The following is a 24433-nucleotide window of genomic DNA, read 5'->3' as shown; positions in this document are numbered from 1 at the left end:
TTTGTGCAATGAAATTTCCTATTATAGCATACGGCGATCCTGTTTTAAGAAGAAAAGCAACAGCAATTGAGCCAGACGAATACCCGCATATAAAAGAGTTGGTTGACAATATGTTCGAGACCATGTATGGCGCTCATGGCGTGGGCTTAGCTGCCCCGCAGGTTGGCTTGTCCATGCGGTTGTTTGTTATTGATGCATCAACCTTTGCCGATACCGAACCTGATTTAAAGGATTTAAAAAAGGCTTTTATAAACGCAACTATTTTAGAGGAGACCGGCGAGGAATGGGGATTTAATGAAGGCTGCCTGAGTATTCCTGATATCAGGGAGGATGTGTATCGCAAGCCTGTGTTAAGAATTTCGTACTACGACGAAAACTGGAAACATTATGAGGAAACATTTTCCGGAATGGCCGCACGCATTATCCAGCATGAATATGACCACATTGAGGGCAAATTATTCACCGACAAATTAAGCCCGCTTCGCAAGCGCCTGATAGAAAAAAAGCTTAACGATATTTCAAAGGGTTTTGTTGATGTTGACTACAAAATGAAGTTTCCCGCAGTTAAAAAGGGACGTTAGAAGCCCCCTGCCCCTAAAGGGGAGCAATCGATACCTTATAAAAAGAAAATGCCCGGAAAATTTTCCGGGCATTTTCTTTTTATATCGAATATTTTTAATTCGTATCCGGGTTCCTTGCCTTATCCCCTTCCGAGATTTCCCGGATCAAACTACCCCAGTTAAACGGATTGAGCAATGGGTTAGTAATGGAGTGCGAATTTACTACGCTGTTATGAAAATCCTGGAAGCCGTTCATTTCTGAACCGTCGCGCGGCAGAGTACGTTGTAAGCCCAGTATAGATGAGCGGCTTAAATTTTTACGGGCAATTTCAAGGTCGTCATCAGCAACCTTCATAGTGATAAAATCCTTCCTGAACTCTTCGGTGGTTGCCCATGGAAACACTTTAAACACCGGCAGGTTGATGATCTGCGGTTTAAGCATTACTTGCAAGGTATAGCTTTTTGACGGAACATTAGATGGTATTACAACCGTCACAGAAGCATAGCCCACACAGGAAAAGCGAATGGTATCGCGCTCATGGGCCGGGAATGAAAAGTAACCCATGTAGTTTGAAATATTCACCTGGTTTTTATTAGTGCCATTTACAATACTCACATAGGGGACAATTGCACCGGTGCTGTCGGCATTATGCACTATCCCGGTAAATTGCACGATGCCGCCTTCCTGCTTCTGTGCAAAGGCGGAGCATGTTATAAATAAAAGGAAAAGAAATCCTATTAACTTCTTCATTCAGTGAAATACCCGTAATTGTTTACAGGTTTTTATTAGAAAGTTTCAAACGCTAACAAAAATAGTTTATTGCTGCAATGCATGTGCCAATTTAACAAAACTTAACACTACCTGAGGTTTTCAGGAAGCACTGCATGTGGGTCGTCAATATCGGTTAGGTTTAGGGCTTCAACCCCTTTAATTTCGGGTACGGCCTTTTTTATAGCTTCTTCTATGCCTGCCTTAAGCGTCATAATGCTCATCGGGCATGATCCGCATGCGCCAAGCAATTTAAGCTTAACTATATTATCGGGAGTTATCTCCTCAATTGAAACATTCCCCCCATCTGTCAGCAAATACGGACGTATCGTATCTAACGCTGCTTCCACCTGATCTAATAAACTCATTTGTACTGTTTTATAAAGTAAAGTTATTAAATATTTTTCATTTGTATACTAATCACTATAAATAGCGGTCACTCAAACAATCCACTCCGTCATTGCGAGGAACGAAGCAACCTCTACATAGGACAGTCCAGGAATCATAATGCTCATTGTTACCTACAGCCGGCTGTTTGGTCGCCACATTACTTGTCGGTCCCTGATTAGCGTGTGAAGAGTTTGCTTCGTTCCTCGCAATGACGCGGAGGGAGAAGCTTGTCTTCCTGCTTAATTATCCATTCGTAACCTGTGCCGCGTTTGCCTTTTCAAATGCCCTCGCGTTGCTTATCGCAACCTGCTGCGCTACGCTTTTGGCCATGTTAATAAATGCGGCAGCCATTACGCTGTCCTCATCCAAAACAATAGGCTTGCCCGTATCGCCGCTGTCGCTTATGCCTTTTATCAACGGAATCTCGCCCAAAAATGGCACCTCCAGTTGTGCCGCAAGCTTTTTGCCCCCGCCCTGGCCAAAAATGTAGTATTTATTTTCGGGCAACTCTGCAGGCGTAAAGTAAGCCATGTTTTCAACTACCCCTAAAATAGGCACGTTAATGGCCGGCATCATAAACATACCAATCCCCTTCCTGGCATCGGCCAGCGCCACGTTTTGCGGTGTAGTAACAATTACCGCCCCGGTTACAGGGAACGTTTGGGTTACCGTTATATGAATGTCGCCGGTTCCCGGTGGCAGGTCGATCACCAAATAGTCCAGCTCACCCCAATCGGCATCATTAAATAATTGCTTAACAGCGGTTGAAACCATTGGCCCGCGCCATGGCACAGGTTGATTTGGGTCGGTAAAAAATCCTATCGATAATAATTTAATGCCATATTTCTCAATTGGCTCTATGCGGGTTTTACCATTCACCTCGCTTGCCTGTGGACGCACATTTTCCAATCCGAACATGATCGGAATCGACGGACCATAAATATCGGCATCAATCAATCCAACTTTTGCGCCGGTTTTTGACAGTCCCAAAGCCAGGTTCACGGCAACAGTTGATTTGCCAACGCCGCCTTTGCCTGATGCTACTGCAATGATATTTTTAACCCCCGGCACCCCGGTGTTTTTTTGCGTGGTAACCTGCGATGTCATATTGATATGAACGTCGGCCTCCTTGCTCACAAAATATAAGATTGCGTTTCGGCAGGCATTCTCGATCATTGCCTTTAAGGGGCAGGCCGGTGTTGTTAATATTACCGAAAAGCTAACCTTATTGCCGTCTATGTGGATATCCTGGATCATGTTCAGGGTAACCAGGTCCTTTTTCAGATCGGGTTCCTCAACATTGCCAAGGGCCTGTAATACTTGTTCGCGCGTGATTGTCATAATTTAGTAGCAAATGTACTATAACGCACTGGGATTCGTGTCATTTGGTTGTAGACGTTAGTGTTAGAGATTAGAGACTGGTTAATCAGAGATTAGTTGAACTTCGCGCTATGTGATAATTTCTGGTTCCATAACCTGTTCGACAATATTGCCGCTTTCAACAAAAACTTTATAAACCTTGCTCTTGGCATCGCCGGCTAATACTTTGGCAATTTTATCATCCTCAAATAACAAACCTGCGTTTTCATCAAGGCCATAACCGGGTTTTATATCGCCCTTTAGTACCATGTTCTGGTAAGTTGATGCCCTGTCCTTCGACGAATGGTAATGCGGACTGACGCTGCCCTTTAAAAAGCCAAGGCATTTAACGCTGCTGAGCGCTTTGGGCCTTGAATCAGACAGGCCTTCGTGAAACCAGCAAATGGCCCCGGCGCTCGATCCTGTAAGGACGATCCCTTTCTCCCACGCCTTTTTCAAAACTTTATCAATGCCATGAGCCTGCCATAAAGCTATCATATCCAGCGTGTTTCCCCCGGGCACTAAAATGGCATCCATTCCCAGCAATACCTCCTCGAACGATTGCTTTTGCGAGGATGACTCGATAAAAACCCGTTGCACATATGGGTCGATTGATAGCTTTTTTGCGCTCTCCATCCAGTAATTTATATACGCCTGGTTATCGCCTGATGCTGTGGGCATAAAGCAAACCTTTGGCTTTTCTTTACCGGTTAATGCAATCAAATATTTCATCCAAACCGGACCATAAGCGCCACCGGTCAGTAAAATTTTTTTTGTGATTTTTGGGGTTGATAAGGCGTCTGCCAGCAAATTCTGCGATAGGGCAACACCTGCTGCCGCCATTAAAGATTGTTGGAGGAATTTTCTACGGATCATTGCCCTAAGATAGGAAAAACTAAGATTTACTGGATACTCGGATTAAAAGATGTTTAAACATGCTACTCCACAGAAATGCATCCTGTCATCCTATAAATCTTACAAATCTTAGTTTACATTTGCACAAATGATATTAGTTACCGGGGCAACAGGTTTTTTAGGGTCGGAAGTGGCGCTGCAACTATTGCAGCAGGGTAACCGCATCCGCTGTACCCGCCGTTCAACTTCATTAATCCCCGGTATCCTATTGCCGTACCAGGTACAGTGGGTTGAGGCCGACCTGATGGATCTTTTCGCATTAGAGGATGCGCTTAAGGGCATAACGCAAGTTTACCATTGCGCCGCATGGGTGTCGCTAAAGCAGGCGGATAAAAAGCCGATGATCAATACCAACGTTACCGGCACTGCTAACCTGGTTAATTTGTGCATGGAGCACAACATCCGGCTGGTACACGTAAGCTCTGTTGCAGCTATCGGCATCGCCAAACCCGGCGATCTGATCACCGAAAATCATCACCTTGACCAGGCTACTGAAACCGACGGCTATGCCATATCAAAGCTGGAAAGCGAGATGGAGGTGTGGCGGGGCATTGCTGAGGGATTGGATGCGGTTATCGTAAATCCGTCCATCATTATCGGGGCAAATGCCGGCAAGGCAGGCAGCGGGGCGTTATTCGAAACCGTTAGAAACGGCCTTAAATTTTATACCGGCGGAAGTTGCGGGTTTGTTGATGTGGAGGATGTTGCCAAATGTATGATCGCCCTGATGAACACCGATATCTCGGGCGAGCGGTATATCATCAGCGCCGAAAATCGGAACTACAAACAGCTTACAGGCGAAATAGCTGACGGCTTTGGCATAAAACATCCGGCTACATTGGCCAAACCCTGGATGATGGGCATTGCCTGGCGGGCAGCACGGGTTATTGGAAGCCTAACCGGTAAAGCGCCTGCTCTAGATAAAGTTTCTGCACAGGCCGCTTCAGTGACGCGGGACTATGATAATTCAAAAATCAAGAAGGCAATTGGATTTGATTTTAAGCCGATAAGTGATACTATTATCGAAGTCTGTGAACGACTAAAATAGCTTTGCTGCCGCGAGTTTAGCTATAGCGTAACTCGTGGTAATGCATGTTAGAAGCTTTCAGCTTCACAGGATAAATATAAGTATTGAACCGTTGCCGGATAGTACGGGCTTTCTGCTCCGTAAGCTGAAAGCTTACCATATGCCGCTCCACGAGTTACGCTATGCTAAACTCGCGGTAGCATTTCAATATTGCCCCACAGACAACAATACCAGCGTACAGGCATATTCCGTTGCAATCCCTTTATCATTCGCCATTTGGCGCAATTCAGCATTTTCCGTACCCGGGTTAAATATGATACGTTTGGGATGCGTATTTAAAATGTAGTCGTATAAATCCTCCTGGTGTGCCGGGCCAACATACAACGTTATGGTATCTATATCATCATGGATGGTGTCAGGCTTTTCAATCGGCACACCGGCAACTACGCCTTCCTTTATCCCTACGTTTACAATAGTATGCCCGCTACGCACCAGCCTGTTTGCAGCAAGGTTTGCGTATCGCCCTTCGTTGGGTGTTGCGCCTAATATCAGTGTTTTCTTGTCAGCCATTGATTATTCGTATTAACAACGCTACCTGCGCCGAATGATACACAAAGTGTTGTATCAATCCGCGTACCAGTTCTTCATTACTCACACCAGTACCGATTTCAGCGTTGCGTTCGTCGGGAATGGGATCGGCCCATTGTTCTTCGGGGAAGTTCTGGATGATTCCCAACAAATTTACGTTAACCAACTTCAGATCATTGACATATTGCTGCCATTTTTGCTCATCCGGTGTCCCGGGATCTGGCCAGTCGCCGCTTGAGGGCATTTGGGGGGTCATGCCATTCAGGCGGTCCATCACTTCCTCGGCCCAGGAAAGCATGTGCAGCACTATACCTGCGATGTTATGCGCCGAACCACCCGGCTTTTCATACGCCGTTTCGAAGTTTACCTTTTCCAGGATGCTATAAACAGGCGTGCCATACCACGGATCGCCCGATAATACCTGCTCCAGTTCTTTACTTAGTTTTTCTGAAATGCCCATATTATATTTTTGATGCTGCAATAGCACAATTTATTCCATCAATCGCAGCAGAAATTATGCCACCCGCATAACCGGCACCCTCGCCGCAGGGAAATAATCCCGCCACCTGCGGATGCTGAAATGTTTCCTTATCCCTTGGCACTTTCACGGGCGACGATGTACGTGATTCAACACCTACCAAAATGGCCTCATTGGTGTAATAACCCTTCATTTTTTTCCCAAAGGCCGGCAAGGCTTTTCTTAACCGTTCATTGATCCAGCCGGGTAAAATTTCTTTTAGTTCGACGGATCTTGTACCGGGCAGATACGAGTTTTCAGGCAGATCGATTGACAACCGGTTCTCCACAAAATCAATCATCCGTTGTCCCGGCGCTACCATATTTCCGCCCCCTGCTTTAAATGCCAGCTTTTCTATCTGCTGCTGAAACCGGAGCATCCTTAAAGGATCGCTCAAATCTCCCTTAACATCCTCCGAATTTATCTGCACCACCGTGCCCGAATTGGCAAAGGGATTATTTCTTTTAGAGGGGCTCCAGCCGTTAACCACAATTTCTTCTGCCTCGGTTGCGCACGGCGCGATGATGCCGCCAGGGCACATACAGAATGAAAACACGCCCCGGTTATCTACCTGTTCAACCAAATTGTAGTATGATGGCGGCAGATCTGGCCCGCGAAGTTCACAATGGTATTGGGCCTGGTCAATTATTTCCTGCGGATGCTCGATGCGTACCCCCAGTGCAAATGGCTTAGCCTCTATCAATATATTTTGATGGTGCAGCATTTCAAAAATATCGCGCGCCGAGTGGCCGGTCGCCAGGATCACGGCATCGGCTATCAGCTTATCGCCATTGGCAAGCGTTATGCCTTTTATCTTTCCAAACTCAACTATTAAGCCTGTCACCTTTGCATCAAACAGCACCTCGCCGCCTGCGTTTAAAATACTATCCTTTATCGAGGTGATGATCTGCGGTAACTTATTGGTGCCTATATGCGGGCGGGCATCCACCAAAATATCTTCTGTTGCGCCATGTGCCACAAAGGTTTTCAATACTGCGTTTACATCGCCGCGCTTCGTAGAGCGGGTGTACAATTTACCATCAGAATAAGTACCTGCCCCGCCCTCGCCGAAACAATAGTTCGATTCGGGATTAACCAATCCCTGTTTATTGATGTTTGCCAGGTCGCGGCGGCGTTGTTTTACGTCCTTACCACGTTCAACAATAATCGGCTTTAATCCCATTTCGATACATTGCAAGGCGGCGAATAATCCGGCAGGTCCCGCACCTATAATTATTACCGGCTTGGCGGATTTGACGTCAGGATAATTTACTGTAAATGTTTTCGGCACATAAACCTCATCGACAAAAACCTGCACCTGCATACGATAAACCACCTTTCGGCCCCGGGCGTCAATGGAACGCTTAACAGTTTTTACGGCAGAGATTTTTTGCGGGGATATATTTAACGATGTGGCGGCGATCTTTGTCAATTCGCCTTCATCTTCCTGTTGTCCTGGCGGGCAAACAATTTCAATTTCTTTTATCATGCTATTGCCGGGTTTTTATCCCGGATGGGGCAAAGGTAGGGAAAATGTGGTTACTTATTGTTTGAACCATGATTCACATGATTAGGGGATGAAAGGATTTTGAAAACGCAAAACATCATGAAATCATTTAATCCTAAAATCATGGTTCAAAAATTATTTTATCCCCTTCCGCATACAAATGCTAATCTCCACCCCAATATAATCGCCATAGTTTTCGGTGATCTCGTAGCCGCATTTTTGGTAAAGCCTTATTGCCTCGTGTTGCTTGTTTGCGGTTTCAAGGATGCTGGTTTGGTAACCAAGTTCAGTAGCCCAGGTTTCCAGCTCTGTAAGGATTTTGCCGGCTATTCCTTTGCCCCGAAGATTGTCATCAACAAACATGCGCTTTATCTCGACAGTACCCGCCTCATATTCCTTAAATCCAGCGCAGCCAACAGGAACACCACCCGCGTAGGCAACTACAACATTTTTAATGTGGGTAAGCTTATTAAACTGGTTAAAAAATGCCTGTTGTTCGCCATAGCGGGCGTCGAGGTCCTTATCGAGGGCTATAACTAAATTTAAAAAATGAGGATCGTCGGAATCGGTTCTTTTTAGGGTGATACTAGACATAGATGCGTTAGTGGAATTGTGGCACAGGCTAAAATACTAAAAATCCCATTCAGGTTTTACATGAACCATCAACTATGATCCATGAACTCAACAATTGTCCGCCTTTGTATCACTGACCGTTCGGAAACGAACAGTTTCGTAGATGCATTAAAAATTATTTTATTGATAATCAACAATTTAAAATAAGGGTATCAATATTGGCATAGGCTCATCAAATAACAACAAGATGATAACCGCCGATTTAAAATTAGCTGAAATGTGGGAAGGCTGCCTGAAAAACGACCGCAAGCAACAGGAGCTTTTATATAAAACCTTAGCACCCAGGATGCTGGCAGTATGTATGCGCTATGCACACGATAAGGATGAGGCCCAGGATATTTTGCAGGAGGGCTTTATAAAGATGTTCAAAAACGCACATAACTACCGCGGTGACGGTAACCTTGAAGGGTGGATCCGCCGCATTATGGTCCATTGCGCCATATCACGTTACCGCAAGCTAAAGCCAATGGTTTTAGTGGAAGATTTTACCGAGGAAAACAGCGGAGCAGGCAGCGGCTATAACGCTCACGGCCTTGAAGCAAAGGACCTGATGAACATGATTGAGGAACTCCCTCAAACCTATCGTTCAGTATTTAATATGTATGCCATTGAAGGCTACTCGCACCAGGAGATCGGCAACAAGTTAGGGATGACCGAACTTTTATCGCGCACCAACCTGCATCGTGCCCGTGCCATTTTAAAGGAAATGGTAAACAAGCTTACCGGCAGCGAAATGCATTATATGGCTGGATAGGCGAGCAATAAGTAAAAAACAATAAGATCAAATAGTTTAGTTAGTTTAGTTCAAATGCCTGCGTATGCGGGCATTTGTTGTTTATCAGGCCGACTCTCAAAATTGTTCCAGGAAATCGGCGGCGGTAAGTATCGGAATATTTTGAAACGGATTTAAAACCAGCAGGTCTTTATCTCCGGTGACAATGCATTCAGCAGCAGATGAAACTGCTAAGGCAAGATATTTATCATCTTTGGGATCGCGACAGGCTTTGATATTAGAAATTACAGGTAAAATCTTTATTACCGCTTTTAAATCTTCAATAATTATCAGTCTTTTTTCTAACTCAAGATACCGGTCAAATTTGGGGCGGATAAACACCGCACTGAACTCATCGATAACCTCTTCTGACGCGACTATCTTCCCTTCTGAAATTGCCTTATAATATGCCCGTGCCGCAATTGATGTTGATGAGAGTAAAAATGCGCTAACCAATGTATTGGCATCTAAAACAAAGTGCTTAGTCCTCTTCATTCAGTAGTTTTTCCAGAATTTCTTCCGTTAGCCCATTTTTGGCTGCTTCAGCCCTTGCTTCCTGTAAAAGCAATTCGAAGTTTGCTTCTTTGGTTTTGCTCAATGAATCATTAAGCACTAACTCGAGGTTTTTCCCGATCTGTTCCCGCAATTTAGCAGACGTATTGCGCCAGGCCTTCGCAGTTTGATCATCCACTTCCAATACTATCCGTTCCATACAATTAATTTGAAATACGTACTAATTCAAATTTACTAAAAAACTCTCTTATAAAACAAAAGCGTTGGCAATCCTTAAATCGCCAACGCTTAACTAATATCCGTAGGAAAGTCTTCTTAACTAATTAACTAGTCTCTAATCAACTAATCTCTATTTATGTTTACTTCCCATCACAAACGTGATTTCGCCGCCGTTCATGATATCGGCATGGCTTAAAAACATGGTGTTATGCGGCTGTCCGTTTAGGGTTATCTTTTGGATATAAACGTTTTTGTCGCTTTGGTTTTTTACGTTGATGGTAAATGTTTTACCATCGCCTACCTGGATCACTGCGTGGTTAACAGCAGGGCTGCCAATGGCATACTGGTCGGTAGCCGGGGCAACCGGGTAAAAGCCGAGTGAACTGAAAATATACCAGGCGCTCATCTGGCCGGTATCATCATTACCACCCAAACCATCAGGAGTTGGCTTGTACATTCTTGGCAGTATCATCCGGATCTTTTCCTGTGCCTTCCATGGTTTGTCGGTCCAGTCATACAAGTAAACTACGTGGTGTGATGGCTCGTTGCCGTGTACGTAGTTACCAATGATTCCGTCCTTGGTAATATCCTCTGTTTCAGCAAAATATTTGTCAGGCAGGTTGTAGCTGAACAGGCTGTCTACATAAGTAATGAAACGCTTGTCGCCGCCCATCATTTTTATCAACCCTTCCGGATCGTGCGGAACATACAGCGTATAGTTCCAGGCGTTGCCTTCAATAAAGCCCTGGTTAATGGTAGTGAACGGATCGAAGTTTTTGCGGAAGGTTCCATCTGCCAATTTGGGGTGCATAAATCCTGATTTAGGATCATATACGTTTTTCCAATTTTGAGAACGCTTGTTAAACTCCTCGTAAATATCCATACGGTTCAGCTTTTTTGCCATCTGTGCGATACAAAAATCGTCGTAAGCATATTCCTGGGTTGATGATACGGAGTTGCCGTTCTTTTCATCAGGGATATAGCCCCTATCCATGTAATCGCCGATACCCTCGTAATCGCGATGGCGTGCCGTTGTTACGCAGGCATCCAGTGCTTTGTTAGCGTCGAAAGGTGCGTTACCCTTAACCACGGCGTCTGCGATAACCGATACACTGTGGTAGCCGCTCATACACCAGTTTTCGTTTGCGCTGTTACTCCAGATCGGCAGCATGTGCTCCGCGCTTTGGTCGAAGTGGGCCATCATGCTTTGAACCATATCTGAGTTTCGTTTTGGGTCGATGATGTTAAAAAGCGGGTGCAAGGCACGGTGTGTATCCCAAAGACTAAACGTAGTATAGTTTGTAAACCCTTCGGCCTTGTGGATGTTCTGGTCAAGTCCCTTGTATTGACCATCCACATCCATATAAATGGTTGGGTTGATCATGGCGTGATACATCGAAGTGTAGAAGTTCAATTTATCGGTCTGGCTGCCATCAATTACAATTTTATGCAATTCAGCTTCCCATTGTGCCTGGCCATCGTTCTTAACCTTTTCAAAATCCCATCCCGGGATCTCGGCTTTCATGTTATTCATGGCCCCATCGATGCTTACCGGCGAGATGGCAAATTTTATCTTGATCTTTTCACCCTCTTCGGTTTTAAAGTCGAAGTAGGTTTTTAACTGGCGACCGGCAAGATCAGGGAAGTTTTTTACCTTGGCAAACTTACCCCAAAAACCGCCGTACACCTCGCGTTTGTCGTATTTTTTATAACCCATCTGGATGAATGGTTTATTAAACGTCATAGCGAAATACAGCGTGCGGGTGCGGGCCCATCCATTGGTAGCGCGGTAGCCTACAATGGTACTGTCGTTCACCATCCGTACGTACGTCCAAACGTTTTTATCAGGGTAGTTATAGATTCCCGCGGTTAAATCAAGGATGATGTGTGCGTTATCCGATTTCGGGAAAGTGTATTGGTGAAAGCCAACACGGGTAGTGGTGGTCATTTCGGCTATGATGTTATTAGCATCCAGCTTTACCTTGTAATAGTTGGCCTCGCTCACTTCGTTGGCGTGCGAGAAGGCGGAACGGTAGCCGCTGCCCGGTTTATCGGCAGTGCCCGGGTTTAGCTGCAACTTACCAACGGTAGGCATAACTAAAAAGTCGCCCAAATCGCTGTGTCCGGTGCCGCTAAAATGGGTGTGGCTGAAGCCTACAATGGTTTTGTCGTCGTACTGGTAACCGGCGCAATACTTGTATACATCGGGATTGTATTTACCATTGAGTTCGTAGCTGGCGGTATCTGTTTCCGGGCTAAGTTGCACCATACCAAAAGGAACGGTAGCGCCCGGGAACACATGCCCCATGCGTTGTGTGCCTATTATAGGCTTCACATATTGAACTAAATTGTCGGATGATTTTGTTTGAGCCGACGCTATTACGGTTGCGCAGCTAAAGAGAACGGTCAGTATTTTCTTCATTTGTATGGATACAGTAGTGAAGAGCCAAATATAACATTAACCGCTGATTTTTTTGATTGATTGATTCCGCTGATAACGTAACAATTATATTGGCGCACCGACGATTGCCTCATGCTGTTATTAAATGAAGGTCTTATAAACCAATGTTTATCCCCCTGATGATTTCCTGATGAACAGCTTTGATTTCAACACATGCACCTTTTTGCTGATCGGTTGGCCCTTGCGTTCCAACTCATCAAACAAAAGAGTGGCGGCCTTAATGCCCATTTCGTAGGCAGGCTGTGTTATGGTTGAAAGCGGCGGGCATAACAATGGTGCAATTTGAAGACTGGAGAAGCTGATCACCTTCAAATCATTGGGGATACTGATCTTCATATCGTTACAAACGTAATAGGTGGCAAAGGCCAAACGCTCAACCGAGCTGAAGATGCCATCGGGTTTAACCTCCTCCAGCATCTTTTTCAGGATCACAAAGTTTTCCTTTTCGTCGTTGCTGCAATCAATTACAAGGTCGTCATTAAACGCAATATGATGTTTTTGTAATGCATCAACATAACCCTGCATACGCACTTTACCAATAGAAATGCTCTTGTTTACAACCAGGTATACAATTTTCTTACAGCCTGTTTCAATAAGGTGTTCTGTTGCGGCAAAACTGCTGTCGTAATCATTGGTAGTTACCTTGGCTGCCTCAATGTCCTCGTAAACACGGTCAAAAAAGACAACAGGGATATTCTTTTGTTCAAGCTTCCGCAGGTAATTGTGATCGTTGGCCTCACCGGATACCGACATAATTATACCATCCACCTTGCCGTTATTCAGGTAGTTTACAAACGACACCTCCTTTTCAAAAACATCATCAGTGCGATACAGCAGGATATAAAAGCCTTTTTTGCGGGCAATTTCCTCGATCCCGTTTATCGCCTGGGAGAAGAAGTCGTTGGTTATTTCGGGAATGATCACGGCCAGCGTGCGGCTTTTTTTGTCGCGGAGGTTGCTGGCGTAATGATTAGGCAAAAAATTATGCTCGCGGGCAAATGCCAAAATTTTCTCCTTTGTGTCCTTATTAATATCGGGGCTCCCGTTAAAGGCCCTTGAAATGGTGGATGTAGAAATATTTAATTCCTTAGCCAGTACCTTGATATTAATGTTGTCCATTTTACCGTTTGAAGATTTTAACCATCAAATGTAACAAAAGTGATGCATTGTCATAATAAATCCTTTTTTATTCATTAAATATAGGTGGCGACTTGTTATAACCTCAAAATTAAGTAGTTATATTTCTATTTGCTTATTAGTGGCACAGGCTTTGCACTATAGGTTAATATTAACACGTAAAACGAAAAATGGAAGCGCAAAAAAAAATATTAATAGTGGAGGACAACGCCTTGCTTGTTGAGGTGATGACCTACATATTGATTAATTGTGGCTACCAGGTTTTTGTAACTACTACAGGCAGCGACGTTTTTGATCATATTAAAAAGGATCATCCCGACTTAATAATACTTGAAGCGATATTACCGGGTATAAATGGCATGGAGATCTGCCAGTTGATAAAGCTGAATAAAACCACTCAGAACCTGCCTGTTATCATGTGTTCGAGCGATGAATCTATCAGTGCATCACTCAAACAAAAAGGGGCGCCGGATGATATCCTGCAAAAACCGTTCGATCTTAATAGCCTTATAAAAAAGGTAGAATACCAGCTGGCCGCATAATCAATTAGCTGTCAATAATTTACATATTGCTCTGTAAAGCTGCCGTCGGCATAAAAGTCAATTAAACCGTAGCCCGGAGCCGTTTCGCGTTTATTTCCTTCCCACCAGGCGCCGCTTACCGCTCCGTTACATATATAGGTAACGTTATTGTAAACCACCTTGTCGCGCAGGTGGATATGACCACTGAGGCAAAGCTTTACATTGGGATGCTGGTAAAATAAACTAATGATCTTCCCCGTATCGGTATGCATATCACCCCCCAGGATCTCCCACTTATTGCTATTATCAGAAATGTCATCAACCATTAGCGTAGCCGATAAAATGGGGATGTGTGATAAAACGCAAACGGGCATGCTGGCCGGTGTATTTTTCAGTTCATTAGTGAGCCATGCAAACTGCTCATCGCCTAATTTTCCGATATACCAGGTACCGTCAATATCAAGGTGAACACTATCCAGCAAAATAAATTTCCAGCCGTTTTTGGTAAAGCTATTCCAGGGCGATGATAGCTGAAGCTGGTCCATGGCATACTTTTTTCCGTATATCGCCTGGCCTTTGTCGTCTTCATTCCACCAAATATCATGATTGCCCAACACATAATGGATGGGTAAGCCGCAATCAGCCTTTATGCTCGAGTGCCACAATTTCCATTCGGTATTTATGGTATCGATGTTCTCCTTATTCATGTCAAAAACAACATCGCCACCGTTAAGTATAAAATCTACATTGGGCTGTTGCTGTACATGATGCAGGCATTTGGCAAACCTGGCAGGGGCATCCCATTTATTTTTTAGGTGAACATCGGTAAGATGTGCTACTCGTAAAACAGGCTTTTGATCTGTTGCGAAACTTTTAAATGGCAGTGCGGGTGTTAACATTATCCCGCCAAGACCTTTGATAAGCGATCTGCGTTGCATAATAATTTGGGTGCAATATTAAGGCAAAGTTAAACCCACAACATAAAATCAGCGTAAGATTAACATCAATAAATTAAAGATAAACGGGATAGGAATATACCGGAAAAACCGGCGGGAAACGAAAATATTACAAAAACTTAATTGTCGGGGCATAGATATTTTTTAAAACTAAGCCTATATTTACCCTCATCAGACCATCAGATGAACCAAAACCTAATTCCGCGCAAATCACTGGCCGATGAAGTAGCGGCCAAGCTACAGGAACGCATTTTAAAAAAGTCCTATAAGGTAAATCAAAAGCTACCTGTTGAGGCTGATTTGATGAAGGACTTCGGCGTTGGGCGCTCATCCATTCGCGAGGCGGTGAAAATCCTGGTGAACTCCGGCTTCCTGCGGGTACAGCAAGGCGTAGGTACATTCGTTGAGGATAGCTCGGGAATTAATGAACCTTTAGGGCAGCGTTTAAAACGCGCGTCTGCAAAGCACATTGACGAAGTACGCGATATACTGGAGAACAAAGTCGCTGAAATGGCTGCCACGAACCGCACCGGGAACGACATCTCAAAGCTGGAACATTTTCTAAAAAAACGCACCAAAGCAGCCGACGAAAACCTGGTTGAGGAATGCATCGAGGCCCACATCAGCTTTTATATTGCACTAGCCGAAGCCTCAAAAAATGACATCCTTTCTGACCTTTATAAACTCTTCGCACTGCAACTAAAAAACGATTTGCTGGACACGCACAACAACACTTCCTTTTTTAAAAATTCGTCAGAAAATCACCATAAATTATTTGATAGTGTGTTGCGCGAGGACCCAAAAATGGCCTGGTTCTGGAGTTCCAAAATCACCAGTCAGTCAATGAGATAGCGTAAATATATTAATCATCAGATGATAAGATGATTTCCGTTTTTTACTTGATGATCGACACTATTCCGGGTTAATTCAACCGGTATTTTTTTGAGAAATTTCACCTTCAAAAACCCCAAAATATCTAACAATTTAATTATCCGTATTTTTGCAAAAAATTGGGTGCCAAATGTCTAAAAAGGCGATCATAGCAGGAGCAAGCGGATTGACAGGCAGTAGCCTGCTAGAGATTCTTTTGCATGAACCAGGCTATGACGAAGTGCTTATTTTAGTGCGGAAGGAGTTACCCCTGCAGCACCCCAAATTAAAACAACTTGTTGTTGATTTCGACAAACTGGATAGCTATGCCCACGAGATTACAGGAGACGTTATTTTCTCGTGTCTCGGCTCAACCAGGAAGAAAACACCCGATCTCAAAATCTACCGAAAGATAGATCATGACTACCCGGTGCAGCTGGCGCAGATCGCATTGAAAAATAAAATCGGTCAGTTTCATTTAGTGTCGTCAATGGGGGCCGATGCAGGCGCCTCAAACTTCTACACGAAGATGAAAGGTGAAACGGAAGATGACCTGAAAAAGGTTGGGTTGCCATCCTTACAGATCTATCGCCCGGCCTTCATTAAAGGCGACAGGAAGGAACACCGTTCAATGGAGGGGACCCTTACCGTTGTGATGAAACTCCTGGATCATTTACTAATTGGCAGCCTAAAAAAATACCGGAGCATTTCTGCGCCAACTATTGCGCGGGCCATGTTCAATCAATCATTAAAAAATACACCGGGGGTACACACCTACCTCTCTGATAAAATAAAGGAACTATCGTGAGTAATTATATTTCTGCCGAAAATCTCGGCCACTCCTTCCATGACCATTGGCTGTTCAAAAATGTGTCCATCGGGATTAACCGCGGCCGCAGGGTTGCGCTAGTTGGTATCAATGGCGCCGGCAAATCTACGCTGCTAAAATTATTAGCTGGTAGCCTGAAACCCACCGAGGGTAAGGTTGCCCAGATGCGTGACCTTAACATGGGTTACCTGGAGCAGGACCCCTGGTTTAAAGATGCCGTTACCATCAGCGATTATATTTTTCATGCCGATGACGTGCAGCAGCAAATGATCCGCAAATACGAGGAATTGCTGGAGAACGACCCGGACAATGCTAAGGCCATTGAAAACATCATGGAGGAAATGAGCAATGTGGATGCCTGGGAATATGAGTACAAAATTAAAACAATTTTGGGCCGGCTGGATATTCACCACCTCAACCAAAAGATCGCGACCTTATCAGGTGGACAGAAGAAACGTTTAGCCCTGGCTAAGCTATTGATCGAGGACCCGGATATTTATATATTAGATGAGCCTACCAACCATTTGGACATCGATACCATTGAGTGGTTGGAAAAATTACTGACCGACGGATCAAAAACAATCCTGATGGTTACACACGACAGGTACTTCCTGGATAATGTGTGTAACGAGATCCTGGAGATAGATAAGGGCAAGATCATCCCCTACGTTGGCAATTACGGTTACTATTTGGAAAAGAAGGCGGAACGCGAAAGCGCAGATGCGGCTTCATTTCAAAAAAACAGCAACTTATTAAGAAAAGAGCTGGAATGGATGCGCAGGCAACCACAGGCACGCGGTACCAAATCAAAGGCACGTATAGATGCTTTTTATGATTTGGAAGAAAAAACAAAAGACGGCGGACCTAAGCTTAAAGTTGAGCTTAGTGTAAAGACTGCCCGCCAGGGTAATAAAATTATGGAGATGAGTCATCTTTATAAGGCCTTCCGCGGACAAACATTTATCAGTGATTTTAACTACGTATTTAAGAAAGGCGACAGGATTGGCCTTGCCGGAAAAAACGGCAGCGGCAAATCAACGCTGCTTAATTTAATTACCGGATCGTTACAGCCTGACAAAGGCGTTGTAGACAAAGGAGAAACTACGGTTATCGGGTATTTTCACCAGTCGGGTATTGTATTTAAGGAGGATGAGCGTGTTATTGATATTGTAAAGAACGTAGCCGAATTTATAACGATGGCCGATGGCAAACTAATTTCCGCCTCTGCCCTGCTTACCTTATTCCTGTTTCCACCTGCAAAACAATATGGCTTTATCTCCAAATTAAGCGGTGGCGAAAAGAAGCGTCTCCAATTAATGAGCATTTTGATGAAGAATCCAAATTTTCTGATTCTGGATGAGCCAACAAATGATTTGGATATTGATACGTTAAATGTGTTAGAGGAATTTTTAACCAACTATTCGGGCGTACTGATGATGGTATCGCACGATAGGTACTTATTAGATAAGCTAACCGACCAGCTTTTCATTATGGAAGAGGGCGGCAACGTACGAATTTATAACGGAAACTATTCGTCGTACCGGATTGAACTGGAAGAAAGCAAGCAACAAAGCAAGAAGAATCCCGTTATTGAAACACCTAAAACAACCGAGGTTAAAAAGAACAAGCTAAGCTTTAAGGAACAAAAGGAGCTGGATATACTGGAAAGTGAAATAGCTGTAATTGAAAAACAGATCCAGGAAAAGAATGATGCATTAAACGTAGTGGGAATTGAGTCTGTTAAGTTGAATGAAATTCTTGACCAGATCAAAACTTTAAACAGTAAACTGGATGAAAAAAGCATGCGCTGGATTGAGTTAACCGAACTAAAGGAAGCGTAAAATGAAGTTCTCAGATATATTAGCATCAATTGGCGTGATCATTTTATTGATCGCGTTCCTGTTAAATCTATATAAGAAACTGCCTGCAAGCAGCAAAATATATAGCTTAATGAACTTTATTGGTGCAGGGATCTGTTGCTTATCCTCCTACCTGATCCGCTTCTATCCTTTCATCGTATTAGAAGCTGTTTGGGCGTTTGTAGCATTACTATCATTATTTAATGTTCCACGTGGAACAACGGATGATAATAGATAATTTTGCATAAAGAATAATAGGAGACGTAATATATTGCGTCTCTACAGAGAATATACAAGAGAGTAAATGAAATATTGGATAGTTATTGTGTTCCACGTGGAACACAATACACACTCTGTAGAGACGTAAAATTTTACGTCTCTTGATAATTAATTATATAGCATTTATACATGTTCCACGTGGAACATGTATAAATAAACAAAACAGAGATGTAATAAATTGCGTCTCTACAATAAAATTTACCTATAACAAGACCATGTTCCACGTGGAACAAACGTTCAAAATACTAAATAGAGGCCTGTAAGGGTTACTGAAATGTTTAAGAAATATAATGTAATAGTTGTTGGTGCAGGACATGCCGGCTGTGAAGCTGCTGCTGCTGCTGCCAACCTTGGCTCATCAGTTTTATTAGTTACCATGAATATGGGAGTGATAGCACAGATGAGTTGTAACCCTGCTATGGGCGGTGTTGCGAAAGGGCAAATTGTGCGGGAGATTGACGCCATGGGTGGTTATTCAGGTATAATTACGGATAAAACATCGCTCCAATTCCGGATGTTAAACCGCTCAAAAGGCCCTGCTATGTGGAGCCCAAGAGCACAAAGCGACCGGATGCGTTTTGCTGAAGAGTGGCGTTTGGCCCTGGAGAGAATCCCAAATGTAGATTTTTGGCAGGATACCGTAACCTCGTTACTGGTAAAAAATAACACCATCGCAGGTGTAAAAACATCCCTGGGAATAGAGATTGAAGCCGATGCGGTAGTGCTTACCAATGGCACTTTTTTAAATGGCTTGATCCATATCGGAGAAAAACGTTTCGGTGGTGGCCGGACTGCTGAGAAGGCAGCTACCGGCTTGACCGAGCAATTGGTACAACTAGGATTTGAATCTGGCAGAATGAAAACCGGTACCCCACCCCGTGTTGATGGCCGTAGTTTAAATTACAGCCTGATGGAAGAGCAATGGGGAGACGAGGAACGCGGCAGATTTTCTTTCACCGATGTAGAGATGGCAAAGGAGCAACGCTGCTGCTGGATCACCTATACCAACAAAAATGTACACGAAACATTAAAGGAAGGTTTTGAAAAATCGCCGATGTTTACTGGCAGAATTAAAGGTTTAGGTCCAAGATATTGTCCATCGATTGAGGATAAGATCAACCGTTTTGCTGAGCGCGACCGCCACCAGATCTTCGTGGAACCCGAAGGATGGAACACGGTTGAGATTTATGTAAATGGTTTTTCTACTTCGTTACCTGAGGATATTCAATACAAAGCATTGATCCAGATCCCCGGATTTGAGAACGCTAAAATGTTCAGGCCGGGTTATGCCATTGAATACGATTACTTCCCCCCTACCCAATTAGGCCTTACCCTGGAAACAAAACTGATCAGTAACCTATATTTTGCCGGACAAATAAACGGCACAACCGGTTACGAGGAAGCAGCATCACAGGGATTTGTTGCAGGGATAAACGCCCACCAAAAAATAAATGATAAACATGAACTGATCATGAAAAGATCAGAATCATATATCGGGGTACTTATAGATGACCTGGTAACAAAAGGCACCGAAGAACCTTACCGTATGTTTACCTCAAGGGCTGAACATCGCCTTTTATTACGCCAGGATAATGCCGACATCAGGTTAAGCCCAATGGCGCATGAACTTGGTTTGATAAGTGATGAACGTTTGGAAAAGGTAAACTCCAAGGTTAAAAACTCCGACGATATTGTTGCCTATACCAAATCAAAATCAATTGAGCCTGGCGCGGTAAATAGTCTGCTTGAAGAATTAGGCACATCGGCACTAAATCAAAATACCAAATTATTTAATTTATTAAGCCGTCCGCAAGTTGGTTTTACCGACCTGCAAAAAGCGGACGAAAACCTCAGTACCCTTTTATCAAATTATGATAAAGAAACTATTGAGCAGGCTGAAATAAAAATTAAATATGAGAGTTATTTTGAGAAGGAATTGGAAGTGGTAGCGCGAATGAAAAAAATGGAGGACAAGGAGATCAACCCTGAATTCAATTATCAGCAACTGGTATCCTTGTCGAAAGAGGCCCGTGAAAAATTAATGAAGATAAAACCACGCACTTTAGGACAGGCCTCCCGGATTTCGGGGGTCACCCCATCGGATGTGTCAGTTTTAATGGTTCACATCTCCAGATAGCGTTGTAACTGATTGATATTTAATATATTGCGAAAATATCTTTTTAAATCAATTATTTTTAATTTTTAATATCCGTAATCGTCAAAATAAAAAAATCGCTTATAGCGTTTAAAAACAATGTTAAATAAAAAAGCCTCTTTTTTTGGATCGATTTTAACTGCTTTTTGCATCATTTTACTGATTTCCGGCTGCGCTAACCGTCAAAATCCCCAGGGAGGACCACGGGATCATGATCCGCCAAAATTGTTGAAGGCTACTCCTGAAAATATGACGCGGAATTTTAAAGCCAAAACTATCCAGCTTGATTTCGATGAATATTTTAAACTGAATAATACTTATACAGAAATCAGCATGAGCCCTACCCCGGCAAAATTACCGGAGTATAAAATAAAAAGTAAAAGCGTTTTAATTACGTTAAAGGATTCGCTTGAAAAAAACACAACCTATGTTATAAATTTTGGTAAAGCAATTGCCGACGTAAATGAGTCGAACGTTTTAAAAAATTTCACTTATGTTTTTTCAACCGGTCCGCATATCGATTCACTTAGTGTATCGGGCACCGTTATAAATTCAACAACTCAGCAAAAGGAAAAGGATGTAACGGTTATGCTTTTCACCCTAAAACAGGACTCTACCTTGTTTGGTAAAAAGAAGCCGACAGTTTATGCCACAACAGACAGCTCCGGAAATTTTTCATTGAATAACCTGCACCCTGATGATTATCGCATTTATGCACTAAAGGAAACGACACCTGATAAAATTTATAATAAGGATGACGAGTTGATTGCCTTTAATAAGGAAGTTATTCATCTTACAAAAGACACCTCTAATATTCAATTAAAACTATTCAAACAGGAACCGGCCAAACTAAGAATCATAAACAGTTTCGACACCGACGGTAAATTGACCTTTATATTAAATAAACGCCTGGATGATCCATCAATCAAAATAGTTTATCCTCCCGACTTCGATAAATATAAAATAGTCGACTTCAGCAAAACTAAGGATACGGCTATGCTGTATATGCGTAACATGGCGTTTGACTCATTGCGGATAGCATTCTATGATAAAAATAAACCATTAGATACTATTGCAAAAAGAAAACGACTAAAGGAAACTTTTCAGCGCAACATGGCCTTCTCCTTTAATATCACCGGCGATGGTAAATTAAAACCAGGTACAGACCTGATCATAAGAAATAATTATCCTGTTGACGTTTTCGATGCCGGCCAAATTACTTTAAAGGAAGATTCTGCCGAGGTGACTAACTTCACCGTAGAAAAGGACACGGCTAATCCCAAAAACTTCTTTGTGAAATATCGTTGGAAACAGAACGACAATTACATAGTGGATATTGGCGAGAACGCCTTTACCGATATTTATGGTGATAAAAATAAAAGGTTCTTTAAAAAGTTCAATATTGATAAACCTGAAAACTACAGTTTGCTTACCCTGGCAATAACTTTGCCTGATACAGGAAAAAGTTATGTGGTTGAATTATTAAATGAGAACAAGGATCTTTTAAGAAGAGACGTGATCCATAAATCTGGTAACCTGGTATACAAAAATTACCTAACAGGAAAATATGGTGTAAGGGTAGTTTACGACGCCAATAAAAATGGTAAGTGGGATAGCGGAAACGTGAAGCAGAAAACTCAACCGGAAAATATTTGGGTTGATGATACCCTAATTACACTGCGTGCCAATTGGGAACAGGTAACACCAATAACGGTACCTAAGGAACCTACTCCTTAAACCAACCGGAATACATAATATAGTTATTTGGTAAACGATCAAGCATTTCCTTCTGTTCAGGAGTTAATGGCTTGATCTTCTTTGCCGGCGTACCTGCATATAAAAATCCTGACTCGCAGATAGTTTTCTCCAGCACGACAGATCCTGCGCCAATAATTACATATTCCTCCACAATGGCATGATCCATTACAATAGCGCCCATGCCGATTAACACATTATTTTTTAATGTGCAGCCGTGTACAATGGCATTGTGGCCTACAGACACATTATCGCCGATATTGGTAGCAGCGTATTGGTAGCTGGCATGAATCACGGCTCCGTCCTGTATATTGGTATTGTTGCCTATTTTTATATAATGTACATCTCCACGGATCACAGCATTAAACCAAACAGAACAATTATCACCCATTTCCACATCGCCAACTATTGTAGCATTTGGTGCTATATAACATTCCTTTCCAAATGAGGGGCTTATATTTCTAACCGGCAGTATAACAGGCATATGTGGTAATTATTTAATTAGTGAGTTAGCGAATTAGTGATTGTTACTTATTTGATAACAAATTTTATTTATGTTTGATGTATTAAGTTTTGATTTCACAGATTATAAAAAGATTACACAGATTTAATATCACTTAATCATTTTAAAATCGGTGCAATCTTATAAAGTATAAGCGGAAATAGCTCAGCTGGTAGAGCATCAGTTTCCCAAACTGAAGGCCGCGGGTTCGAATCCCGTTTTCCGCTCATTTTGCTTCCTTTTCCTCTTTTATTTTATATAAAGCTATTTGTGCTTCAACTGGATAATCTTTTAACATCCCGAAAGCGTCTTCCAATTCTTTTTGGGTGCAGTTATTAAACTTATCGTAATAGAAATTTATCTTCTTATCCCTGTCACTTCTCTGTTCTTCTGCTGATCCATGAAGTAAATAATTGACGGCATATTTCAACCCGGCTCTGTTTATTAAACAGTAAAATACCAGGAGCAAGAAAGCGAAGACATTAAAACGTAAACCACTAATTTTAAAATATGATCTGCTTATATAATAAGACTCATTTAAATTAATATGCCACTTTATTAAATCAAGTACCGAAAGTAATATTAAAGCTAGTATAATATATTCTCCTGTTCTATAGCCTGTTACAATAAGTCTGATACCAAATATCAATAATAAAACAGCTAAAATGTCATCTAAAGCTATTGAATTATTTTCGCTGAAATCGAGGTAAATAATCCTTACAGTTATTATAAAGAGTACAAGTACTAAAGAGAATGTAAAATAATAATAACTTCTGCCCATTGTAAACCAGATAAAAACCAGCAATCTTATTATATTTTACAGCCGGGTTATTTCAAAATTTAATTTATAGGTATGTTGTTCAAAAAAATAAAGCCGCAACCTGGTTTCATTCAAAAGCCAATCTAAAGTTCTTTGCGTACCAGAATTATCCTCTTTTCGCGCTTCGCCTAACTCCTTTTGAAGATGTATTTTTATTAAATCAAAATACTTAATTGCTTCATCACCGGATATAGAAAAGTTAATTGAATTAAACCTCTTATCAACACTATCTTCTCTATGATTCCAATAGGTAGTAGTTAGGTTTAAGGCAAGACCCTTTAAAATATTACGTTCACCCCATTGATACACGGTACGATCTGCAAAAAGCTTTTCTTTTACCTCAACAACCTTCGATAAATCTTTTATCGTCTTTCCCCACTGTAAAAACTTGCTATTATCTTCGAACAATATTCCATTGTCCAGCAACTCAGTTAGTGAACTACTATTTATATCAAAATTTAATTTCTTTTCTTTCTTAAAAAAATCAAACAGACCCATTTAAAAAATCAGCAATTTAATA

General features: G+C 42.4%; 26 protein-coding genes and 1 tRNA gene. 11 read left to right on the top strand and 16 right to left on the bottom strand.

Annotated features, from left to right (window positions below; translation table 11 throughout):
• The first annotated feature begins 8 nt into the window (after positions 1-8).
• Positions 9-581, top strand: coding sequence for a peptide deformylase (gene def / locus KXD93_RS25270; RefSeq protein WP_258140273.1), 573 nt, complete (start codon positions 9-11; stop codon positions 579-581).
• 94 nt (positions 582-675) lie between these two features.
• Here def and KXD93_RS25265 read toward each other — a convergent pair whose 3' ends face one another.
• The 4 genes from KXD93_RS25265 to KXD93_RS25250 all read right to left on the bottom strand — a co-directional run bounded on the left by KXD93_RS25265 (position 676) and on the right by KXD93_RS25250 (position 3954).
• The gene (locus KXD93_RS25265) at positions 676-1311 is read right to left on the bottom strand and encodes a peptidase associated/transthyretin-like domain-containing protein (RefSeq protein ID WP_258140271.1); all 636 of its coding nucleotides are present in this window, start codon (positions 1309-1311) and stop codon (positions 676-678) included.
• 107 nt (positions 1312-1418) lie between these two features.
• A complete protein-coding gene (locus KXD93_RS25260; protein ID WP_258140269.1) occupies positions 1419-1697 on the bottom strand; it encodes a NifU family protein in 279 nt (92 codons plus the stop codon).
• 265 nt (positions 1698-1962) lie between these two features.
• Entirely contained in the window at positions 1963-3060 is a 1098-nt protein-coding gene (locus tag KXD93_RS25255) for an Mrp/NBP35 family ATP-binding protein (RefSeq protein WP_258140268.1), read from the bottom strand.
• Positions 3061-3168: 108 nt separating this feature from the next.
• Positions 3169-3954 carry a Type 1 glutamine amidotransferase-like domain-containing protein gene (locus tag KXD93_RS25250; protein WP_258140267.1) on the bottom strand — a complete coding sequence of 262 codons (786 nt, stop codon included), beginning with the start codon at positions 3952-3954 and terminating at the stop codon, positions 3169-3171.
• A gap of 127 nt (positions 3955-4081) precedes the next feature.
• Here KXD93_RS25250 and KXD93_RS25245 point away from each other — a divergent pair, with 127 nt between their 5' ends.
• Positions 4082-5041, top strand: coding sequence for an NAD-dependent epimerase/dehydratase family protein (locus KXD93_RS25245; protein WP_258140266.1), 960 nt, complete (start codon positions 4082-4084; stop codon positions 5039-5041).
• A 183-nt stretch (positions 5042-5224) separates the two neighbouring features.
• Here KXD93_RS25245 and KXD93_RS25240 read toward each other — a convergent pair whose 3' ends face one another.
• The 4 genes from KXD93_RS25240 to KXD93_RS25225 form a co-directional block, all read right to left on the bottom strand.
• A complete protein-coding gene (locus KXD93_RS25240; protein WP_258140265.1) occupies positions 5225-5590 on the bottom strand; it encodes a CoA-binding protein in 366 nt (121 codons plus the stop codon).
• Entirely contained in the window at positions 5583-6068 is a 486-nt protein-coding gene (locus KXD93_RS25235; protein WP_258140264.1) for a DinB family protein, read from the bottom strand. The genes KXD93_RS25240 and KXD93_RS25235 overlap by 8 nt, the downstream gene beginning before the upstream one ends.
• Position 6069: 1 nt before the next feature.
• Positions 6070-7614 (bottom strand): NAD(P)/FAD-dependent oxidoreductase, encoded by a 1545-nt coding sequence (locus tag KXD93_RS25230; protein ID WP_258140262.1) that lies wholly within the window; start codon positions 7612-7614, stop codon positions 6070-6072.
• Positions 7615-7767: 153 nt separating this feature from the next.
• Positions 7768-8226 carry a GNAT family N-acetyltransferase gene (locus tag KXD93_RS25225; protein WP_258140261.1) on the bottom strand — a complete coding sequence of 153 codons (459 nt, stop codon included), beginning with the start codon at positions 8224-8226 and terminating at the stop codon, positions 7768-7770.
• 226 nt (positions 8227-8452) lie between these two features.
• Between KXD93_RS25225 and KXD93_RS25220 the strand changes: the two genes are divergently transcribed.
• Positions 8453-9019 carry an RNA polymerase sigma factor gene (locus KXD93_RS25220; protein ID WP_258140259.1) on the top strand — a complete coding sequence of 189 codons (567 nt, stop codon included), beginning with the start codon at positions 8453-8455 and terminating at the stop codon, positions 9017-9019.
• A gap of 96 nt (positions 9020-9115) precedes the next feature.
• Here KXD93_RS25220 and KXD93_RS25215 read toward each other — a convergent pair whose 3' ends face one another.
• The 4 genes from KXD93_RS25215 to KXD93_RS25200 all read right to left on the bottom strand — a co-directional run bounded on the left by KXD93_RS25215 (position 9116) and on the right by KXD93_RS25200 (position 13349).
• Complete coding sequence (locus KXD93_RS25215; protein WP_258140258.1) at positions 9116-9532, bottom strand: putative toxin-antitoxin system toxin component, PIN family; 417 nt, start codon at positions 9530-9532, stop codon at positions 9116-9118.
• Positions 9519-9749 (bottom strand): hypothetical protein, encoded by a 231-nt coding sequence (locus KXD93_RS25210; RefSeq protein ID WP_258140257.1) that lies wholly within the window; start codon positions 9747-9749, stop codon positions 9519-9521. Before KXD93_RS25210 ends, KXD93_RS25215 begins: the two co-directional genes overlap by 14 nt.
• 150 nt (positions 9750-9899) lie before the next feature.
• Complete coding sequence (locus KXD93_RS25205; protein WP_258140256.1) at positions 9900-12191, bottom strand: GH92 family glycosyl hydrolase; 2292 nt, start codon at positions 12189-12191, stop codon at positions 9900-9902.
• Between the two features lie 147 nt (positions 12192-12338).
• A complete protein-coding gene (locus KXD93_RS25200; protein WP_258140255.1) occupies positions 12339-13349 on the bottom strand; it encodes a LacI family DNA-binding transcriptional regulator in 1011 nt (336 codons plus the stop codon).
• Positions 13350-13537: 188 nt separating this feature from the next.
• Between KXD93_RS25200 and KXD93_RS25195 the strand changes: the two genes are divergently transcribed.
• Positions 13538-13909 (top strand): response regulator, encoded by a 372-nt coding sequence (locus KXD93_RS25195; RefSeq protein WP_258140254.1) that lies wholly within the window; start codon positions 13538-13540, stop codon positions 13907-13909.
• Between the two features lie 11 nt (positions 13910-13920).
• On the opposite strand, the gene KXD93_RS25190 is transcribed toward KXD93_RS25195, so the two are convergent.
• Positions 13921-14826 carry a metallophosphoesterase family protein gene (locus tag KXD93_RS25190; protein ID WP_258140253.1) on the bottom strand — a complete coding sequence of 302 codons (906 nt, stop codon included), beginning with the start codon at positions 14824-14826 and terminating at the stop codon, positions 13921-13923.
• Between the two features lie 201 nt (positions 14827-15027).
• On the opposite strand from KXD93_RS25190, the gene KXD93_RS25185 reads away from it, so the two are divergent.
• From KXD93_RS25185 to KXD93_RS25160, 6 genes are all read left to right on the top strand, one after another.
• Positions 15028-15696: a FadR/GntR family transcriptional regulator gene (locus KXD93_RS25185; protein WP_258140252.1), complete on the top strand. Its 669-nt coding sequence runs from the start codon at positions 15028-15030 to the stop codon at positions 15694-15696.
• A 169-nt stretch (positions 15697-15865) separates the two neighbouring features.
• Positions 15866-16522, top strand: a complete 657-nt coding sequence (locus KXD93_RS25180; RefSeq protein ID WP_258140251.1) for an NAD(P)H-binding protein — start codon at positions 15866-15868, stop codon at positions 16520-16522.
• Positions 16519-18384, top strand: a complete 1866-nt coding sequence (locus KXD93_RS25175) for an ABC-F family ATP-binding cassette domain-containing protein (protein ID WP_258140249.1) — start codon at positions 16519-16521, stop codon at positions 18382-18384. Before KXD93_RS25180 ends, KXD93_RS25175 begins: the two co-directional genes overlap by 4 nt.
• A 1-nt stretch (position 18385) precedes the next feature.
• Complete coding sequence (locus KXD93_RS25170) at positions 18386-18640, top strand: CBU_0592 family membrane protein (RefSeq protein WP_258140247.1); 255 nt, start codon at positions 18386-18388, stop codon at positions 18638-18640.
• 315 nt (positions 18641-18955) lie between these two features.
• Positions 18956-20818, top strand: coding sequence for a tRNA uridine-5-carboxymethylaminomethyl(34) synthesis enzyme MnmG (gene mnmG / locus KXD93_RS25165; RefSeq protein WP_258140246.1), 1863 nt, complete (start codon positions 18956-18958; stop codon positions 20816-20818).
• A 117-nt stretch (positions 20819-20935) separates the two neighbouring features.
• Complete coding sequence (locus KXD93_RS25160; RefSeq protein ID WP_258140244.1) at positions 20936-22573, top strand: Ig-like domain-containing protein; 1638 nt, start codon at positions 20936-20938, stop codon at positions 22571-22573.
• Here the strand turns inward: KXD93_RS25160 and KXD93_RS25155 are convergent.
• Entirely contained in the window at positions 22563-23075 is a 513-nt protein-coding gene (locus KXD93_RS25155; RefSeq protein ID WP_258140242.1) for a gamma carbonic anhydrase family protein, read from the bottom strand. The genes KXD93_RS25160 and KXD93_RS25155 overlap by 11 nt on opposite strands.
• A 172-nt stretch (positions 23076-23247) precedes the next feature.
• On the opposite strand from KXD93_RS25155, the gene KXD93_RS25150 reads away from it, so the two are divergent.
• A tRNA-Gly gene (locus tag KXD93_RS25150) sits at positions 23248-23320 on the top strand.
• Here the strand turns inward: KXD93_RS25150 and KXD93_RS25145 are convergent.
• Positions 23320-23874, bottom strand: a complete 555-nt coding sequence (locus KXD93_RS25145; RefSeq protein WP_258140241.1) for a hypothetical protein — start codon at positions 23872-23874, stop codon at positions 23320-23322. The genes KXD93_RS25150 and KXD93_RS25145 overlap by 1 nt on opposite strands.
• 36 nt (positions 23875-23910) lie before the next feature.
• A complete protein-coding gene (locus KXD93_RS25140) occupies positions 23911-24411 on the bottom strand; it encodes a hypothetical protein (RefSeq protein WP_258140239.1) in 501 nt (166 codons plus the stop codon).
• Positions 24412-24433 lie beyond the last annotated feature (22 nt).

The organism is Mucilaginibacter phenanthrenivorans (assembly GCF_024721155.1).
Taxonomy (GTDB): domain Bacteria; phylum Bacteroidota; class Bacteroidia; order Sphingobacteriales; family Sphingobacteriaceae; genus Mucilaginibacter; species Mucilaginibacter phenanthrenivorans.
Note: the sequence above shows the minus strand (reverse complement) of the source record. Positions and strands in the feature narration are given on the sequence as shown.

Excerpts from the sequence above, each read along its gene's own strand:
- def (WP_258140273.1), top strand. The coding sequence starts at position 9 with ATGAAATTTCCTATTATAGCATACGGCGATCCTGTTTTAAGAAGAAAA.
- KXD93_RS25265 (WP_258140271.1), bottom strand. The coding sequence starts at position 1,311 with ATGAAGAAGTTAATAGGATTTCTTTTCCTTTTATTTATAACATGCTCC.
- KXD93_RS25260 (WP_258140269.1), bottom strand. The coding sequence starts at position 1,697 with ATGAGTTTATTAGATCAGGTGGAAGCAGCGTTAGATACGATACGTCCG.
- KXD93_RS25255 (WP_258140268.1), bottom strand. The coding sequence starts at position 3,060 with ATGACAATCACGCGCGAACAAGTATTACAGGCCCTTGGCAATGTTGAG.
- KXD93_RS25250 (WP_258140267.1), bottom strand. The coding sequence starts at position 3,954 with ATGATCCGTAGAAAATTCCTCCAACAATCTTTAATGGCGGCAGCAGGT.
- KXD93_RS25245 (WP_258140266.1), top strand. The coding sequence starts at position 4,082 with ATGATATTAGTTACCGGGGCAACAGGTTTTTTAGGGTCGGAAGTGGCG.
- KXD93_RS25240 (WP_258140265.1), bottom strand. The coding sequence starts at position 5,590 with ATGGCTGACAAGAAAACACTGATATTAGGCGCAACACCCAACGAAGGG.
- KXD93_RS25235 (WP_258140264.1), bottom strand. The coding sequence starts at position 6,068 with ATGGGCATTTCAGAAAAACTAAGTAAAGAACTGGAGCAGGTATTATCG.
- KXD93_RS25230 (WP_258140262.1), bottom strand. The coding sequence starts at position 7,614 with ATGATAAAAGAAATTGAAATTGTTTGCCCGCCAGGACAACAGGAAGAT.
- KXD93_RS25225 (WP_258140261.1), bottom strand. The coding sequence starts at position 8,226 with ATGTCTAGTATCACCCTAAAAAGAACCGATTCCGACGATCCTCATTTT.
- KXD93_RS25220 (WP_258140259.1), top strand. The coding sequence starts at position 8,453 with ATGATAACCGCCGATTTAAAATTAGCTGAAATGTGGGAAGGCTGCCTG.
- KXD93_RS25215 (WP_258140258.1), bottom strand. The coding sequence starts at position 9,532 with ATGAAGAGGACTAAGCACTTTGTTTTAGATGCCAATACATTGGTTAGC.
- KXD93_RS25210 (WP_258140257.1), bottom strand. The coding sequence starts at position 9,749 with ATGGAACGGATAGTATTGGAAGTGGATGATCAAACTGCGAAGGCCTGG.
- KXD93_RS25205 (WP_258140256.1), bottom strand. The coding sequence starts at position 12,191 with ATGAAGAAAATACTGACCGTTCTCTTTAGCTGCGCAACCGTAATAGCG.
- KXD93_RS25200 (WP_258140255.1), bottom strand. The coding sequence starts at position 13,349 with ATGGACAACATTAATATCAAGGTACTGGCTAAGGAATTAAATATTTCT.
- KXD93_RS25195 (WP_258140254.1), top strand. The coding sequence starts at position 13,538 with ATGGAAGCGCAAAAAAAAATATTAATAGTGGAGGACAACGCCTTGCTT.
- KXD93_RS25190 (WP_258140253.1), bottom strand. The coding sequence starts at position 14,826 with ATGCAACGCAGATCGCTTATCAAAGGTCTTGGCGGGATAATGTTAACA.
- KXD93_RS25185 (WP_258140252.1), top strand. The coding sequence starts at position 15,028 with ATGAACCAAAACCTAATTCCGCGCAAATCACTGGCCGATGAAGTAGCG.
- KXD93_RS25180 (WP_258140251.1), top strand. The coding sequence starts at position 15,866 with ATGTCTAAAAAGGCGATCATAGCAGGAGCAAGCGGATTGACAGGCAGT.
- KXD93_RS25170 (WP_258140247.1), top strand. The coding sequence starts at position 18,386 with ATGAAGTTCTCAGATATATTAGCATCAATTGGCGTGATCATTTTATTG.
- mnmG (WP_258140246.1), top strand. The coding sequence starts at position 18,956 with ATGTTTAAGAAATATAATGTAATAGTTGTTGGTGCAGGACATGCCGGC.
- KXD93_RS25160 (WP_258140244.1), top strand. The coding sequence starts at position 20,936 with ATGTTAAATAAAAAAGCCTCTTTTTTTGGATCGATTTTAACTGCTTTT.
- KXD93_RS25155 (WP_258140242.1), bottom strand. The coding sequence starts at position 23,075 with ATGCCTGTTATACTGCCGGTTAGAAATATAAGCCCCTCATTTGGAAAG.
- KXD93_RS25145 (WP_258140241.1), bottom strand. The coding sequence starts at position 23,874 with ATGGGCAGAAGTTATTATTATTTTACATTCTCTTTAGTACTTGTACTC.
- KXD93_RS25140 (WP_258140239.1), bottom strand. The coding sequence starts at position 24,411 with ATGGGTCTGTTTGATTTTTTTAAGAAAGAAAAGAAATTAAATTTTGAT.